This window comes from Egibacter rhizosphaerae (assembly GCF_004322855.1).
GTDB lineage: Bacteria > Actinomycetota > Nitriliruptoria > Euzebyales > Egibacteraceae > Egibacter > Egibacter rhizosphaerae.
Genome location: NZ_CP036402.1, coordinates 850,032 through 864,733 on the forward strand (window position 1 = coordinate 850,032; position 14,702 = coordinate 864,733).

The 14,702-nt window shown below is 71.1% G+C and carries 15 protein-coding genes; 5 read left to right on the forward strand and 10 right to left on the reverse strand.

The window, feature by feature from the left end; all coding sequences use genetic code 11:
- Position 1: 1 nt before the first annotated feature.
- Positions 2–433 carry a SufE family protein gene (locus ER308_RS03965; protein ID WP_131153785.1) on the reverse strand — a complete coding sequence of 144 codons (432 nt, stop codon included), beginning with the start codon at positions 431–433 and terminating at the stop codon, positions 2–4.
- A 203-nt stretch (positions 434–636) separates the two neighbouring features.
- Here ER308_RS03965 and ER308_RS03970 point away from each other — a divergent pair, with 203 nt between their 5' ends.
- Positions 637–1,548 (forward strand): sulfurtransferase, encoded by a 912-nt coding sequence (locus ER308_RS03970; protein WP_131153786.1) that lies wholly within the window; start codon positions 637–639, stop codon positions 1,546–1,548.
- A gap of 15 nt (positions 1,549–1,563) precedes the next feature.
- Here ER308_RS03970 and typA read toward each other — a convergent pair whose 3' ends face one another.
- The 4 genes from typA to ER308_RS03990 form a co-directional block, all read right to left on the reverse strand.
- Entirely contained in the window at positions 1,564–3,393 is a 1,830-nt protein-coding gene (typA, locus tag ER308_RS03975; RefSeq protein ID WP_131153787.1) for a translational GTPase TypA, read from the reverse strand.
- Between the two features lie 164 nt (positions 3,394–3,557).
- A complete protein-coding gene (locus ER308_RS03980; protein ID WP_131153788.1) occupies positions 3,558–4,646 on the reverse strand; it encodes a DNA alkylation repair protein in 1,089 nt (362 codons plus the stop codon).
- 91 nt (positions 4,647–4,737) lie between these two features.
- On the reverse strand, positions 4,738–5,991 hold the full coding sequence (locus ER308_RS03985) for an AGE family epimerase/isomerase (protein WP_131153789.1): 1,254 nt from the start codon (positions 5,989–5,991) through the stop codon (positions 4,738–4,740).
- Positions 5,988–7,175 (reverse strand): 2,3-bisphosphoglycerate-independent phosphoglycerate mutase, encoded by a 1,188-nt coding sequence (locus tag ER308_RS03990; protein ID WP_205745888.1) that lies wholly within the window; start codon positions 7,173–7,175, stop codon positions 5,988–5,990. Before ER308_RS03990 ends, ER308_RS03985 begins: the two co-directional genes overlap by 4 nt.
- A gap of 184 nt (positions 7,176–7,359) precedes the next feature.
- Between ER308_RS03990 and ER308_RS03995 the strand changes: the two genes are divergently transcribed.
- On the forward strand, positions 7,360–8,271 hold the full coding sequence (locus ER308_RS03995; protein ID WP_131153790.1) for an acyl-CoA thioester hydrolase/BAAT C-terminal domain-containing protein: 912 nt from the start codon (positions 7,360–7,362) through the stop codon (positions 8,269–8,271).
- Between the two features lie 15 nt (positions 8,272–8,286).
- Here the strand turns inward: ER308_RS03995 and ER308_RS04000 are convergent, their stop codons facing one another.
- Positions 8,287–8,580: a DF family (seleno)protein gene (locus ER308_RS04000; protein WP_131153791.1), complete on the reverse strand. Its 294-nt coding sequence runs from the start codon at positions 8,578–8,580 to the stop codon at positions 8,287–8,289.
- 85 nt (positions 8,581–8,665) lie between these two features.
- Between ER308_RS04000 and ER308_RS04005 the strand changes: the two genes are divergently transcribed.
- On the forward strand, positions 8,666–9,082 hold the full coding sequence (locus tag ER308_RS04005) for a heavy metal-responsive transcriptional regulator (RefSeq protein ID WP_131153792.1): 417 nt from the start codon (positions 8,666–8,668) through the stop codon (positions 9,080–9,082).
- A gap of 80 nt (positions 9,083–9,162) precedes the next feature.
- On the opposite strand, the gene ER308_RS04010 is transcribed toward ER308_RS04005, so the two are convergent.
- The 3 genes from ER308_RS04010 to ER308_RS21360 form a co-directional block, all read right to left on the reverse strand.
- A complete protein-coding gene (locus ER308_RS04010) occupies positions 9,163–9,729 on the reverse strand; it encodes a TetR/AcrR family transcriptional regulator (RefSeq protein ID WP_131153793.1) in 567 nt (188 codons plus the stop codon).
- Positions 9,730–10,037: 308 nt separating this feature from the next.
- Positions 10,038–10,286: an ABC transporter permease gene (locus tag ER308_RS21965; RefSeq protein WP_240731952.1), complete on the reverse strand. Its 249-nt coding sequence runs from the start codon at positions 10,284–10,286 to the stop codon at positions 10,038–10,040.
- 199 nt (positions 10,287–10,485) lie between these two features.
- Positions 10,486–10,656 carry a hypothetical protein gene (locus tag ER308_RS21360; RefSeq protein WP_165491804.1) on the reverse strand — a complete coding sequence of 57 codons (171 nt, stop codon included), beginning with the start codon at positions 10,654–10,656 and terminating at the stop codon, positions 10,486–10,488.
- A gap of 160 nt (positions 10,657–10,816) precedes the next feature.
- On the opposite strand from ER308_RS21360, the gene ER308_RS04025 reads away from it, so the two are divergent.
- Positions 10,817–11,731 (forward strand): ABC transporter ATP-binding protein, encoded by a 915-nt coding sequence (locus ER308_RS04025; protein ID WP_131153794.1) that lies wholly within the window; start codon positions 10,817–10,819, stop codon positions 11,729–11,731.
- On the forward strand, positions 11,728–13,398 hold the full coding sequence (locus ER308_RS04030) for an ABC transporter permease (protein WP_131153795.1): 1,671 nt from the start codon (positions 11,728–11,730) through the stop codon (positions 13,396–13,398). Before ER308_RS04025 ends, ER308_RS04030 begins: the two co-directional genes overlap by 4 nt.
- A gap of 93 nt (positions 13,399–13,491) precedes the next feature.
- On the opposite strand, the gene ER308_RS04035 is transcribed toward ER308_RS04030, so the two are convergent.
- Positions 13,492–14,538 carry a LacI family DNA-binding transcriptional regulator gene (locus ER308_RS04035; protein ID WP_131153796.1) on the reverse strand — a complete coding sequence of 349 codons (1,047 nt, stop codon included), beginning with the start codon at positions 14,536–14,538 and terminating at the stop codon, positions 13,492–13,494.
- Positions 14,539–14,702 lie beyond the last annotated feature (164 nt).

Sequence of the window (14,702 nt, forward strand, 5' to 3'; positions counted from 1 at the left end):
GCTACGCGACCCGGGCCAACTCGACCTGGCGCTGCACCCGCGCGAGGATCGCCTCGAGACCCTGCAGGCGTAGCGCGCTGATCGTGTCGGCCAGCCCCATCCGCGTGTAGAAGTCGCGGGGCACGGCGAGGACCTCCTCCGGGGTCGCGCCGTTCAATCCCTCGGCGAGCAGGCCGGCGAAGGCTCGCTGCGTGGGCGCATCCGGGGGACAGTCGAAGTGGATGTGCACGCGCCCCTCGTCGTCGAGTTCGGTCGCGAGGAAGAACGGCGTCTGGCACTCGGTCACCTGCTCCATCTGGAGAGGCGCGTCCTTGAAGCGCTCCGCCAGCGGTGGCATCCGGTCGCTGTACTCGAGCAGCACCTCGATCCGCAGCTCCGGCGGGAGCGAGGCGAAGTCCTCCACCACGGCCTCGAGCGGAACTGGAAGGCTCACAGGGACTCCCCCTTTCTCGTGCCGACGATGGTGGCGTCGGGACCGGGTTCCTCCTGTTTCCCGGGTCCCGCCCCCGATACGCAAGGGGCAACGTGGGCACAACCGCACCCGGACCTCACGGTACCGACACGCACGCGTCCGCGCCTCCCGCCGTCGCCGCGCCGGCCCCGGGGTGCGGGCGCGAACCGACGAAGGAGCCGAGGATGACCGACCACGATCCGACCCCGAAGTTCCAGGAGTACGCCAGCCCCGGGATGCTCGTGAGCACCGAATGGGTGGTCGAGCGCCTCGACGAGGCCGCCAGCGACGAGCCGGGCCTCGTGCTGGTGGAGAGCAACGAGGACGTGCTGCTGTACGACACCGGGCACATCCCCGGCGCGGTCAAGATCGACTGGCACACCGAGTTGCAGGACCCGGTCACCAGGGACTACCTCGATGGTGAGGGATTCGCGCGACTCATGCGGAGCAAGGGCATCCACCGCGACGACACCGTGGTGTTCTACGGCGACAACTTCAACTGGTGGGCGGCGTACGCGCTCTGGGTGTTCGCGCTGTTCGGCCATCCCGACGTGCGCCTGCTGGACGGGGGGCGGCAGAAGTGGGAGGCCGAGGAGCGCCCGCTCACTCGGGAGAAGCCCCAGCGCCGGGAAAGCGAGTACCCGGTCGTCACTCGCGACGACGAGGCGATCCGAGCTTTCCGCGAGGACGTGGAGGGCCACCTCGACGCCGACCGGCCGCTCATCGACGTGCGCAGCCCCCAGGAGTACACGGGCGAGCGCACCCACATGCCCGACTACCCGCAGGAGGGCGCGCTCCGCGGTGGGCACATCCCCGGTGCGGTCAACGTGCCGTGGAAGCAGGCGGCGAACGAGGACGGCACCTTCAAGCCGGTCGAGGCGCTGCGCGAGATCTACGAGGAGCAGCAGGGGTTGTCGGGCGACGAGGACCCGATCGCCTACTGCCGGATCGGCGAGCGGTCGAGCCACACGTGGTTCGTGCTCCGCCACCTCCTCGGGCACGAACGCGTCCGCAACTACGACGGATCGTGGACGGAGTGGGGCAACCTCGTCCGTGCCCCGATCGCCAAGGGGCCCGAGCCGTACGGCGAGGGGTAGGTCCCGCCCGCGAACTCAGGCCCGCTGCTTCGCGCGTTTCGCCTGCCGGCCCCGCACGGTCGCATCGAGCTCGACCTTGCGCATGCGGACCGCGCCCGGGGTCACCTCGACGCACTCGTCGGCCCCGCAGAACTCCAGCGCCTGCTCGAGGCTGAAGGCCGTCGGCGGGGCCAGCCGGACGAGCTCGTCGGCAGTCGCCGAACGCACGTTGGTCAGCTTCTTCTCCTTGGCGGCGTTCACGTCCATGTCCTCGGGCCGGGCGTTCTCGCCGACGATCATGCCCTCATAGACCTCCGTGCCGGGCTCGATGAACAACCGGCCTCGCTCCTGCAGCCCGAACAGGGCGAACGAGGTCGCGGTGCCGCGCCGGTCGGCGACGAGGCTGCCGCTCGCCCGGGTGCGCAACTCCCCGTGCCACGGCTCGTAGCCCTCGAAGACGTGGTGCATCAAGCCGGTGCCCCGTGTCTCGGTGAGGAACTCGGTGCGGAAACCGATCAGTCCGCGGGCCGGAACGAGGTGTTCCATCCGCACCCAGCCGGCGCCGTGGTTGATCATCTGCTCCATGCGGCCCTTCCGCACCGCGAGCAGTTGCGTCACGACGCCCAGGTAGTCCTCGGGCACGTCGACCGACACGCGCTCGACGGGCTCGTGCAGCCGGCCGTCGATCTCGCGGGTCACGACCTGCGGTTTCCCGACCGTCAGTTCGTATCCTTCGCGGCGCATCGTCTCGATGAGCACGGCGAGCGCGAGCTCACCTCGACCCTGCACCTCCCACGTGTCGGGCCGCTCGGTCGGATGGACGCGCAGCGACACGTTGCCGACGAGCTCGGTGTCGAGTCGGGCCTTGAGCAGTCGCGCCGTGAGCTTGTCGCCGTCGCGCCCCGCCAAGGGCGAGGTGTTGGTGCCGACGGTCATCGACAGGCTCGGCTCGTCGACGGTCAGCGCCGGCAGCGGGTTCGGGTGCTCGGGATCGGCGAGGGTCTCACCGATGGTGACCTCGGACAGGCCGGCGATCGCGATGATCTCCCCGGGCCCGACCTCCGCCGCGTCGACACGGTCGAGCGCCTCCGTCACGTACAGCTCGGTGACCTTGACGCGCTCGACGCTGCCGTCACGCCGGCACCACGCGACCTGCTCCCCACGGCGCAGCGTGCCCTGATGGACCCGGCAGAGCGCGATCCGGCCGACGTAGGGGGAGGCATCGAGGTTGGTGACCAGTGCCTGCAGCGGCGCGCCGTCGTCGTAGGTGGGCGCAGGGACGTGATCGAGCAGGGTCCGAAACAGCGGGGCGAGATCGGTGCCCCGCTCGCCCGGGTCGAGGCTCGCCTGCCCGTCCCGGGCGACGCAGTACACGATGGGGAACTCGATCTGCTGCTCGGTCGCGCCGAGATCGAACAACAGCTCGTAGACCTCGTCGATGACTTCGTCCACCCGGGCGTCGGGGCGGTCGACCTTGTTGACGACCAGCATCATCGGCAGGTCGGCCGCGAGGGCCTTTCGCAAAACGAAGCGGGTCTGGGGCAGCGGCCCCTCGGACGCGTCGACGAGCAGGACCACGCCGTCGACCATCGCGAGGCCGCGTTCGACCTCTCCCCCGAAGTCCGCGTGGCCCGGGGTGTCGACGACGTTGATCTTCACCTCGCCGTGCTGGACCGCCGTGTTCTTCGCGAGGATCGTGATGCCCTTCTCACGCTCCAGATCCGTGGAGTCCATCACGCGTTCGGCGACGTCCTGGTTCGCCCGGAACGCACCGCTCTGCCAGAGCATCGCGTCCACGAGGGTGGTCTTGCCGTGGTCGACGTGGCTCACGATCGCGACGTTGCGCAGGTCGGTGCGGGCGGGCATGGCGAGACCTCGGGCGTTGGCGACGGGAGGTGCGCACACAGAAGCCCCCGGACGAACCGGGGGCTTCGACGCGCTCACGAGCCTACCCCTCGGGTCTGGCCGCGCAACATGCCGCACGCCTCGGCCACCGGCGCCCGCCCGCCCCGGCTCCGCTGGCTGCTCGGCTATTCGGTGATCTCGACGGCGTCCGCACCGAGCACGCGCCCGTTGACCTGGACCTCCACGAGGTGACGCCCCGGATGGAGGGTCCGGATGGACGCGTGCGCGAACGTGTGCCGACGCTGGAGCGCACACGTCTCGCCGGGCTGGAGCGTCCGCTCCGCGAGCCGGTAGGCCTGGGGTTTCCTCGGCCCCCGAGCACCGAGATAGTGGACGAGGTACTCGACGACGACGGGCACGGCCCGGTGCCCGTCAGCGCTCAGTTCGACCCCGAGCGTCGCCGTCTCCCCGATGGCGAGGCGTCGAGGGGAGATCGCGAGGTGCGGCATCCGCACGGGGGCGTCCCCGTCGTAGCCCACCAGGCGCAGTGCCGCCGCGTCGCCGGCCTTGATACGGGTGCGCAGACCGTGGCGGACCACTTCGTCGACGTGGCGGCCACCCTCACGCTGCCACCGCTCCGCGGTCGCGAGGGCCAGCTCGGGATGGTCCTTCACGACGTCGCCGAGGTGGTTCGCCACCGACCGGCGCACGAAGCCCGAGGGGTCGTCGCGGAGCCGGTCGAGCAGAGCGATGGCCGGTGCGGGATCGGCCTGCAGTGCTCGCAGGCGCGTACCCCACGGCAGCCGCGGGCGCGTGCCCTCGGAAACGAGCCGCCGCACGTGCTCGTCCGGGTGGTCGACCCACTGGTGAAGGTGGCCAAAGGTGATCTCCGGGACCTGCTCGATGCACGGCCGGATCGCGAACTCGCAGGAAACCCGTGGCGTGAGCCGGGCCATGAAGGGGATGACCGTCTCGGGCTCGGTGGGGCCCGTCCGGCCGATCACCTCCGCGCACGGCCACAGCATCCAGCCCCGGAACGACTCGGAAGCGAGCGCGGCGTCGAACACGGCCACGACTTCGGCGGGCTCGGTGGGCAGGGCGTGCTCCAGCGCGTCGGCGACGTGGCGGACGCGCCCCATGAGCTCCAGCTCCTCGAGCCCCTCGGTCGCCCGCTCGACGAACGCGGCGGCGGGGAAGTCGGTGTCACTGGCAGCGAACTCTGCGGCGAGCCCCTCCACCATCCGCGGATCGACGTGGTCCTTGAGCGCCGTCACAACCGCCCCTCCCGGTCGAGGATGTCGAACGAAGCGTACGGCCGGCCGCTGCGGCGGGCTCAGCGACCGCCGCGCTCAGCGACCGGCGGGCTCAGCGACCGGCGGGCTCAGCGACCGCGGGCTCGGCCAGCTGTGGCGCGAGGGCCGGGGCCAGGCGCGCTTGGGGCAACAGACACGCCTGCGCGGCGTGGTAGAGGTCCGGCTTCCCGCTCCAGGTGCCGGCAGCGACCTGCAGGTCGGGCGTCAGCTCGTGGTGCCAGCTGCCGTGCACCGGGTCGATGAAGTACCGAGCCGCATGATCCCAGAAGGTGCGGTACCAGGTCTCGTAGGAGGGATGGCCCGTGCGCTCGTGCAGGGCGGCGGCCGCGCCGATCGCCTCGGCCACGACCCAGTGCAAGCGTGCACACACGACCGGCTCGTCCCGCCATCCCAGCGTGTAGGGGAACCCCGGCACGCCGTCGGACTGCCAGCCCGCCTCCACCGAGGCGGCGAACAGCGCCTGCGCGGCCTCGGCCAGCCACCGGGGCGGCTCGTCCAACGACGCCTCCAGGTGCAGCAGCAAACGGGCCCACTCGAGCCAGTGACCCACGGTGGTCCCGTACGGGCGGAAGGGGTGATCGGGCTCGTCCACGCGGTACTCCGGCTGCGGAGCCCAGCCACGGTCGAAGTGCTCGATCAGGCGCCATCCGTGGGCGCGGGCCACGTCGTCGACGAGGAAGCTCGCGATCCCCAGGGCGTGCCCGTGCCAGGCGGGCTCGCCGGTCACGTCGCCGGCGGCGAGCAGCGCCTCGACGGTGTGCATGTTGCTGTTCGCTCCGCGGTAGGCCTCCTCGTCGGTCCAGTCCGCGGCGAACGACTCCGTCACGAGGCCGCTGGAACGCTCGAGGAACCGGTCGGCGAGCACCCCGAGCGCGTCGTCGAGGAGCGCGCGGGTCCCGGGCCGGCCGGCCGCGGTCGCGCTACTGGCCGCCAGCACCACGAACGCGTGGGTGTAGGCGTCCTTGCGTTGGCCGTCCGGGCCGCTGTGTGTGACCCAGCCGCCGTGGAACGGGTCGCGAAGCAGCCCACGCAGCGCGTCGACCCCGTGGTCGACGAGCGGTCCCGACCCCGGCAGCCCCCGCAGGTGCGCGAGCGCGTGCACGTGCGTCATGCGGGCGGCGATCCAGGTGTGCACCGGCTGTCGCGTATCCGGGTGCCCGGTCGCGTCGAGCCAGGCGAAGCCTCCGTCGGGATGGCGGGGTTCGGTCGGAAACCCGAGGAGCCTCACGAACTCGTCGTCGAGCCATCGCCGGTGTGCGGTGAGCCGACGCCAAGCGGGCCCCGCGGGGTCGGGGCCTCCACTCATGCGCCGTACTTGCGAAGGCGCCCGGCGGCGGCGAGGGCCAGCGGCATGAACTCCCGGGTCGGGCGCTGGCCGAGCCCGCCCTGCAGGCAGGCGCGCTCGCCGAACCGGTCAACGTGGTCGCGACCCACGTGCGGTCCCCACATCAGGACGGGCACGGGGTGCCACGAGTGCGCGTGCAGCTGCGTGGGGGTGGCGTGATCGCCGGTGACGACGAGCACGTCGGGGGCGAGGTCGCGGATCGCCGGCATCGCCGCGTCGAGGCGCTCGATCTCGGCCACCTTCCGCGGGCGGTCGCCGTCGTGCCCGGCCTCGTCGGTGTACTTGTGGTGCAGGAAGAAGTAGTCGTAGTCGTCCCAGTGGTCGGCCATCGCCGCGACCTGGCCATCGAGGTCGTCAGGCCGCGGGAGCAGGTCCATGCCCACGAGGTGGGCCACGCCCCGGTACATCGGGTAGATCGCGACGGTCGCGGCGTGCAGCCCGTAGCGATCCGTGAAGCTCGGTAGGTGCTGCAACGTGTCGAAGCCACGCAGCAGCAGGCCGTGGGCCGGCTCTCCGGCGAGGAGCTCGCGCACCTGGCGCTCGACCTCGGCGACCACCTCGGCGGTGTGTCGGGCGGCCGGGTCGAGCGCCTCGGGAGCCTTCGGCGGGCGGCCCTCGATCTCGGGGTCGGTGTCCGACACCCGTGGGTCCAGGCCCTCGCCACGGACCACCAGCAGGACCCGGTGGCTGGCCTCGTGACGGAAGAAGACCTCGACGCCGTCGATCCGGACCCCCTCGTCGAGACGCGCGACGAGGGGCTCGGCCTTCGCGTCATCGATGCGGCCGGCGCGACGGTCGGCCACATTGCCGTCGTCGTCGAACGTTGCCAGGTTTCCCCGGGCGGCGACGTCACCGGGGCGCAGGTCGAACTCGACCCCGGTGGCCGACAGGACCCCACGACCGAGCTCGTGTTGGAGCGGGTCGTAGCCGAACAGCGCGAGGTGTCCGGGCCCCGAACCGGGGGTGATGCCCGGGAGCACCGGTGTGGCGAGGCCGGTCACTCCCTCGGCGGCGAGACGGTCGAGGTGAGGGGTGTCGGCCTGCTCGAGTTCGGTGTCGTGCACGGCGTCGGCCATGCCACCGAGCCCGTCGGCGACAACGAGCAAGATCTTGCCGCCGGGCTGCAAGAGCGGGGTGATGTCCACGGCGTCCTCCCGACCGAGCAGTTGCGGGGTCTGCCCGAGGGCTACCCGTCCCGTATCGGGTTCAAGGGTCCCGATGTCGCGTTCCGGGCCTTGAGCCTCGGTCAGCGGACAGGCCCTTTCCGCATCGGGCCATAGCGTGATCTTCCCGAACGAAGCGGTGGAAAGCCAAGTGAGGACCAGTGGCATGACCGACATGGAGGTGACGAGTCAGCGGGTGGACACGCACGGCCTCGTCGGGGTGTTGTGCGCACCGCGCGCACCGGGCCCTGCGCCCGGTGTACTGCTGCTCGGCGGCTCTGAGGGCGGCTTACACGAGCGGGACGCGCGAGCACTGGCCTCCGAGGGCTTCAGCGCGTTGGCGCTCGCGTACTTCGGCGCATCGAGCCTGCCCCCTGGGCTGGTCGACATCCCCCTCGAGTACTTCTTCAGGGCGCTGGACGTGCTCGCGGCGCAGCCGGCCTCCGGTGAACGCTTCGGTGTCGCGGGCGGCTCACGCGGTGCTGAGGCGGCCCTGCTCACTGCTGCGCACGACGAACGGGTCGCGGCCGTCGTCAGCGTGGTCGGCAGCGGGGTCGTGACCCAGGGAATCGATTTCCGGCAGGGCAACCTGCTCGACATCCTGCGTACGCCGACCAATTCGTGGACGCTCGACGGCCAGGCGTTGCCCTATCTGCCGAACGTGGTGTCCGACGAGCTCGGCGATCTGATCCAGCGCGGCGTTCCGGTCCCGTTGAGCCTCGCCTACCCTGTCCTGCCCTCGGATCCGGGACTGCTCGAACAAGTCAACATCAAGGTCGAGAACATCGCGGGGGCAGCGCTGTTCATCTGCGCAGAGGACGACCGGATGTGGCCGAGCAGGGAGTACACGCAAGTCGCGATCGACCGGCTCAGTGCGCATCCCTACCCCGTTGAGCACAAGACGCTCCGAGGCGCCGGTCACCCGATCGCCGGCCCACCCAGCACGCCGTTCACGACCACCACCTCACCCGGACCCGGTGTGACCTTCGAGATGGGCGGGACAACCGCAGCCAACACCGGCGCGCGAGCCTCCGCCTGGCAGGCAACGGTCCGCTTCCTGAAAGACCACCTCGCCTGAAACGACCCGCTCGTGTCACGTGAGCACCGCCCGTAGCTGCTCGACCGTCGGCGCGCTGTGCAGCCCGTCAGAGGTCGCGTACACGCGGCACGCCAGCCCGATTGGTGCGGTGCCGTCGGCGAACGGGTCGACCCCGTCGACGAGCACCGTCGGCGACCCACGGAAGCCGAGCCGCTCGGCGTCCTCGGCGGTCTCGACCCTCTGGCGTTCGAGCTCGAAGCCCGCCTCGGCCTGCAGCGCCCGCAACCGAGCCTCGGCGTTCTGCCAGTTCGGACACCCGTCGAAGTAGAGCAACCGCACCGTCGTCATCCTCAGCCTCCCGGCCCTGGTCGCAGGACTCGCTACGCTGAGGGTGCAGCTTCCATCGCACTGGAAGGTCAAGGGAGCACTCGCGATGCTGATCGGTGAGCTGGCTGCCGCCACCGGGACGAGCGCCAAGACCCTGCGCTTCTACGAGGCCGAGGGGCTCCTGGCCGAACCCGACCGCACCCCTGCGGGATACCGCGACTACCCGGACGCGGCGATCGGCCGTGTTGGCTTCATCCGCCAGGCCCAGGCCGCCGGGCTCACCTTGGCCCAGATCACCCAGGTCCTCGCCGTCCGCGACGGCGGCCACCCCCCGTGCGCCCACGTCGCCGACCTGGTCGAACACCGCCTCGGCGAGGTGACCCGCCGCCTCGACGAGCTCGAGCGCACCCGCGCCGAGCTCCTCGCGCTGCGCCAACGGCTCGCGGCCCTCGACCCCATCGACTGTCACGACGACACCATCTGCGCCGCCGTTCCCATGACCTCGAGCAGCCGCCCTCACTAACCGGCAGTCCCCGCCCTGGAGGATCCCGGGACCTCGACGCGCAGCGCGGTTCGCACGCGTGGCCGGGCGATCGACGGTGGTTAGCGCTGGTCCTCGAGGATCTGCAAGCCCAGGTCCACGGACCGTCGGCGCAACTCGTCGTGGGGGATGTCGGGGAGCACCGTCGCGCAGCGGCTGAGCCCGTTGATCGCGACGACCGCGCGGATCCGCCCGTCCGGGGTCGGGTCGTCGCCGGCGAGGAGCCGTTGGGCCGTGGCGGCCAGCTCGGTGACCCAGCCCTCGGCGTCGACGCTGCCCAGCCCGGTCGGGTCGCGGACCAGCGCGAGGAAGATCCGCCGGTGGCGGTAGTTGAGGTCGAAGAAGCCTTCGAGGAGTTCGCGAGCGGGCGGGTCGGTGCGCTGAGCGTGGTCGAGGAAGGCGTCCACCGCGTCCTTGGCCGGCTGGATCAAGCTGGCGATCAGGTCGTCCTTGGACCGGTAGTGGTAGTAGAGCGCGGCGCGGGTGAGCCCGAGCTCGTCGGCGATGTCCTGCAGTGTCGTGTGCGAGAAGCCCCGCTGAAGGAACAGGTCGAGGGCGACCTCGTGGATGCGCTGGTGGGTGTCGGTGCTCCGCCCGTTGCGCCGTGGTTCCGATGCTGCGTCTGCCATCGCCGCCTCCTCGCAGGGGTGTCTCGCCTGAACCGAAGCGTACGCATTCGGTTACTGTCGCGAGAGTATTTTACTTTCACGTCAGTAAGGTATCGGTAGGGCCGTCCTCAGGACCGCAGGGGACCTGAGGATGCAGCCCTCGACGATCTAAGCGGGATCGACGCCCGGACCCTGCTCGGTCGGACCAGCGCCTCACAGCGCGCGTTGGTAGCTGCGGAAGCTCCGGGTCGCCCACCCGGCAGTGAGGAGCGCCAACAGAATCAGCAGCCCGCCGCGGCTGAGAACCACGCCCCAGTCGGGCGCGGCGGTCAGCGCCTCGCGGCTGGCGACCGCGGCCCAGTCGACGGGTTGAAGAACGCCACCGTGCCGATCCAGTCCGGCAGCAGCTCGATGGCCATCAGGACCGACGAGAGGAAGACGAGCGGCAGCGCCAGCATCTTCGACATCCCGGTCAGTGCCTCCTGGGAGCGCACCTGCAAGGCCATCGCGCAGGACAGCGCGGCGAAGAGCGCCGCGAGCAGCAGCGCGATCAGCACCACCGCAGCAACCCCGATCACACCGCCGTCGTAGCGTGCACCGAGGAGGATCCCGACGCCGAAGACGATCAGCGTCTACACGAGGGAGACGACCCCGAGGTAGCTCAGGTTGCCGCTGATCAGCGCGATCCAGCGCCCCGGTCAGCAGGACGGTGAGCCCCTCCTCGGTGGCGAGCCTTTCGATCTCGGCCCACAGCTCGGCGCGGGCCTCCGGTCCGCCTCAGTCGTCGTAACGCTCACGCGGGTCCCAGGTGCGATCGCGTTCCTCGGGAGGTCCGGGGGTCTCCTCCTCGAGCTCGGGCGGGGGCGCCTGTCGCGCCAGCCGCAGCCACAGCCACACGGCGAGGAGGACTAGCACGATTACGACAACCACGCCTCCGACTACCCACATCGCGTTCGCCTCCGCCGTCGCTCTGCCCACCAGCATCTGTACCCAGGCAAGGTCCTTGGGAGGCATGGCGTTCGATTACTGTCGCAACAGTAATTTACTTGCACGCCAGTAAGATATCGGCTAAGGTCGCAGGATCGGAGGGGACCTGAGGAGGCAGCCCATGGACACGGTGATCGCCGTCGACGGACTGGTGAAGGACTTCGGCCGCACTCGGGCGCTGGACGGCGTCGACCTGCGCGTCGAGCGGGGGGAGGTGCACGGGTTCCTCGGTCCGAACGGTGCGGGCAAGTCGACGACCATCCGCGTCCTGTTGGGGTTGCTGCGGGCGGACCAGGGCGCCGTGCGGGTCTTCGACGGCGATCCGTGGGCCGACGCGGTCTCGCTGCACAGTCGGCTGGCGTACGTGCCCGGCGACGTGGAGCTGTGGCCAGGCCTGACGGGCGGAGAGGCCATCGACGTGTTCGCCCGGCTGCGTGGGGGCGTGGACCGACGGCGCCGCGACGAGCTGTGCGAACGCTTCGACCTCGATCCGACGAAGAAGGCGCGCACCTACTCCAAGGGCAACCGCCAGAAGGTGGCCATCGTGGCGGCCCTGGCCAGCGACGTCGAACTGTTCGTGCTCGACGAGCCCACGGCAGGGCTGGACCCGCTGATGGAGGCGGTCTTCGCCGAAACGATCGACGAGGTGCGGGCCGCCGGAGCGACGGTGCTGCTGTCGAGCCACCTCCTCGGCCAGGTCGAGCGGCTGTGCAGTGCCGTGTCGATCATCCGGGGCGGCCGGATCGTCGAAGCCGGAACGCTCGATCAGCTGCGCCACCTGACACGCACGGCGGTGACCGCCGAGACGCGGGATGGCGTCGACGGCCTCGGCGAGCTCCCAGGTGTCCACGACCTGCAGGTCGAAGGCCACCGTCTGGCCTTCGATGTCGACAGCGAACACCTCGACCAGGCCATCGGGCGGCTGCACGAGCTCGGTATCCGCAGCCTCACCAGCCATCCCCCGACCCTCGAGCAGCTGTTCATGCGCCACTACGAGCACGACCTCGCTCGCGCGACCAAGGGGGACCGGCCGTGAGCCACTCGACCGTGAACCCAGGCAGCGCACCTGCGAGCGTGTCCGCGCCCTCCGCGGGCCCTCGCGGCGGATCGTTCGCCGGCACCCGCGCCCTCGCGCGCCTCGTCCTGCGGCGCGACCGCATCCGCATCCCGGCCTGGACCGTCGGCATCGTCGGGTTCGTCACGGCCTCGGCCGCGAGCGTGCCCGAGGTGTACCCGACCGCCGCGGAGCTCGAGGCACGAGGCGAGTTCGTGCGCAGCCCCGTGCTGACGATCTTCTCCGGACCCGGCTACGGCGCCGAGGACTACACCGTCGGCGCGATGGTCGCCAACGAGTACATGATCTACGGCGCGGTCGCCCTCGCGCTGATGAGCATCCTCATGGTCGTTCGTCACACCCGCGCCGAGGAGGAGTCGGGGCGTGCCGAGCTGGTCCGTGCGGCGGTGGTGGGCCGCCATGCGGCCCTGACGGCGGCGCTCGCCGTGACCGTGGGCGTCAACCTGCTGATCGGCGCACTGACCGCGCTCGCCCTGGCGGCCAGCCTCGCCGAGCTCTCGACCGTTGGCTCGTGGGCCCTCGGCCTGTCGATGGCCGCAGCCGGCATCGCGTTCGCGGGGGTGGCCGGGGTGGCAGCTCAGCTCACCGAGCACGCACGCGGCGCGATCGGGATCGGCGTGGCGACGCTCGGAGTCTCGTTCGTGCTGCGAGCCGCGGGTGACATCGGCGACGACCGGGTGTTGTCGTGGGCCTCGCCGATCGGGTGGGCGCAGTCCACCCGCGCCTACGTCGACGAACGCTGGTGGCCGTTGCTGCTGGCGGTCGCGTTCGCTGTGCTGTTGACGGCAGCGGCCTACGCACTGGAGAACCGCCGCGACGTCACCGCCGGGTTGTTCCCCCCACGCCCTGGTCCCGCGCAGGCGTCGAGGCGGCTGGCGACCCCAAGTGGCCTCGCCCTGCGACTGCAGCGGACCCAGCTGGCCGCTTGGGGCGTCGGACTGGTGGCGTTCGGGGCGATATTCGGTTCCCTGGTCGGCGAGGTCGAGGTGTTCCTCGAGGAGGCCCCCGAGCTGCAGGAGTTCTTCGGCGCCGCCGAGGATGGCGCGTTGACCCAGGCGTTCCTCAGCATCGTGATGTCGCTGCTCGGCTTGCTCGCCACTGGCTACGCGCTCGCCGCGGCGTCTCGGCTGCGCAGCGAGGAGACCGCCGGCCGTGCGGAACCGCTGCTCGCAACGGCGATCACCCGCTGGCGCTGGGCCAGCGGGCACCTCACCGTCGCGATGATCGGTGGCGCTGCCGTCCTGCTCGCAACCGCAACCGCCATGGGCATCGTCGCCGGGATCCAGCTGGGCGACGCCTCGTGGGTGCCCTCGATGCTCGGCGCTGGACTCGCCCTCGTTCCCGCCATGTGGCTCATCGTTGGCGCCACCGTGGCGCTGTACGGGCTGGCACCTCGCCTCGCCCCCCTCGGCTGGGCCGTCCTCGGCTACGCCGCCATCGTCGCCTTCATGGCAGACCCGCTGGACCTGCCCGACGGCGCCCGTGCCCTCTCCCCCTTCCACCACGTACCAGAGCTACCCGGCGGCGACGTCGAAGTCACCGCGCTGCTCGTCCTCACGACCATCGCAGCCGCGCTCGTCCTATTCGGTCGAGCCGCCTTGCGACGGCGCGACATCAACGTCACCTAGAGCCGACCACAGACCTTGTTCGAGCCGGTGGGGTCCTCGGCAGAGGACGCCCGCCGCGTTGCCCAGCAGCGACGCGCCCGGCCCACTCGCCCGTCAGCTCGGCGTCGGGTGCTCGGCGGTCAGCGGTGGCGTGCTGTCACGCAGGACGACCTCGCCCGCCACCCGGCGCACGCGGGGCCGTTCGGAGGGCTCCTCGACGGCGAGGCGGAGCGCCTCTGCTCCGATGTGCTGAAGGGGGAGCCGCACGGTGGTGAGCCCGGGCGTGATGTCGCGCAGCGTCGCGATGTCGTCGAAGCCCGCCACCCCGATGCCGTCCGGGGGCACGCGGTCGACCTCGCGCAGCGCGGCCAGGGCACCAACCGCCATCACGTCGTTGACAGCGAAGACGCAGGTGACCGTCGGGTCGAGCTCGAGGAGGCGGTGCATCGCTCGGTAACCGCCGTCGCGCGTGAACTCGTCCTCGACCACCCGCTCGGGCGGGACCGGCGCCCCCAGCTGCGCCAGTTCGGTGCGGAAGCCGGCGGTCCGGTCGCGCGAGGTGATCAGCCGCGGAGCGGTGGCCAGGACGGCGAAGCGTCGATGGCCCAGCCCGTGGAGCTCTCGCGCGAGCGCTCGTGCGCCGGCGCGGTTCTCCACCTGCACAGTGTCGACGGGCAACCGCTTCTGGCTGACCAGCACCGCCCGACCGCCGGTCTCCTCGTAGGCGGCGAGCTCCTCGCCGAGTCGGTCGAGCAGCTCGCGGTCGTCGAGCCGGCTCCCGGCCAGCACGAGCGCGCGAGCCCGCTGCATGCGCAGCATCCGCACGTACTCGAACTCTTGCTCGGGGTCGCGGTCGGTGGCGGCAACGGTCACGACGAGCTGGTGGGAGGCCGCCTCGGCCATGAGGCCCTTGGCGATGGACGAGAAGTAGGGGTCGGCGATGTCGTGGACGACGAGGCCGGCAACCGAGGTCTGGCCTCGCGCGACCGCTTGCGCGTGGCTGTTCGGCGTGTAGTTGAGCGACCGCGCGGCCATCCAGACGCGCTGCTCGAGCTCAGGGCGCACCCGCCGGTCGCGGCTGCCGTTGAGCGCTCGCGAGGCCGTGGCGATGGACACCCCCGCAGCCTGCGCCACGTCGAGCAGTGTGGTCGAGGTCGCCACGTCGCTCGCCTCCTCTCAGTACCGGGCCGGGCGCTGGGGCCATCGCGCGCGTGCCCACTGACCAGGCTAGATCACCCGACAGTGGAAAGCGTCTACCAGTTGTATGGGCCCCACCCCTTGTGTCCTTCCTCCTGAGCCCCTACCGTCCGCGGTAAGCCCTTACC